A 1,320-nucleotide genomic window follows, 5' to 3' on the forward strand; every position below is an offset into this window, starting at 1 on the left:
CTCCGGGTGCGTAGGGTTGTCATCGGTGAGCAGGGCCTTGAGGATCTTCGCGTTCTGCCGCCCTTTGAGCAGCGGCGAGGTATACGGCTGCCGGCCCTGCGGATACCACTTCGTCCCGTAGATGTCAACGCTGCCGCGCACACCCTTCACGTCAACGACGTAGACGCAGTGCGGCGCGAGCACCACCAGGTCGATCTCCATATTCTCTTTGCCCGGCAGCTCGACATTGTGAATAACCGTATAGTTGAGTGGCAGGTGATCACGCAGGTACGCAATTGCCTGCCGCTCGGCGTCATTGACCGGCTGCCCTACCGCGATGATCTTCGCCATCACATTTCCTCCTGAAACACAATCGCCTCACCAATTGGGTTTTAATGATTTAAGCCCGATCCCATTGCCGAAAACGCGGTGGTGATGTAGGGACGCAGCGCCGCCAGGGCCGGCAACCCCTCGTGGGAGTCCTGCGGCGCAAGTCCGCGTCCCCCCCGCCGAATATACAACCATCATCACCATCCTCGCAAAGACCTGGAAGTGATCCCGGTTGCCCCTCCATTGCTACCATCCGTTCTGGCAACCGGGGACGGACTTGCGCCGCAGGCATGGGATCGGGGTTGCACGTCCACGGCGGCGCCGCGTCCCTACACCATCCCGGCATCCCCCTCTTGTCGATGCTGATTGTTACATCCCATAACCGCGCGACCACGCACACTATCACGATCATCGAACCCCCTTCCGAATCGCTTCCTCTACAATTTCCCTCGCTTGCCGCTCTTTCTCAATAGCTTTGCCGCGCGATCTGGCGACAGCTAAACCGCGATTCCCTAAATCTTCTATGATCTTATCCGCTGGTCTTGGAATAATTGTTTCCCGTACCTCTCGTACATCTAAAGAGGGTATAGAAGATCCAAATGCGCGCGCTTTAAGCTGTCTCCTGCCGTATTCTGATGATAAAGCGATAAATAGATAGCCGGTAATCACCTGGGAATCGCTGATGATACGGATAGCATGTTCCGATACGGCCCCCCCGAGGATATTGCCATAGGGCAGGACTACCTGACCTATGATGCCTCCTAATTGTCCCGATCTTGGCACTAAGAGCGTCTTTTCATCCACTCTGTATTGCTGGGCATTAGATACGTAATAAACAGGAACAGGATCAGCCCACATCAAGGCCGTTGTCCCGAAGAAAGGTATGCCATACTCGGCGTCAACATGGGTGCGCTTAAATCTCGGCGGCTCAACAATTGCACTTGACATAGCTCCTACCGTTGTCCTGCTTGCCTCGGGAAGATCAAGCAACGGTCCCAGAGCGGATAGATG

Annotated in this window: 1 protein-coding gene and 1 pseudogene; both read right to left on the reverse strand. The window is 55.6% G+C overall.

The window, feature by feature from the left end; all coding sequences use genetic code 11:
• Positions 1-330, reverse strand: a 330-nt coding sequence (locus VKV18_RS09050; protein ID WP_324203882.1) for a nuclease-related domain-containing protein, incomplete at its 3' end; no start/stop codon positions are given.
• 387 nt (positions 331-717) lie between these two features.
• Positions 718-1,320 (reverse strand): annotated as a pseudogene (locus VKV18_RS09055) (restriction endonuclease subunit S); the annotation flags it as partial.

The organism is Chthonomonas sp. (assembly GCF_035294505.1).
Classification (GTDB): domain Bacteria; phylum Armatimonadota; class Chthonomonadetes; order Chthonomonadales; family Chthonomonadaceae; genus Chthonomonas.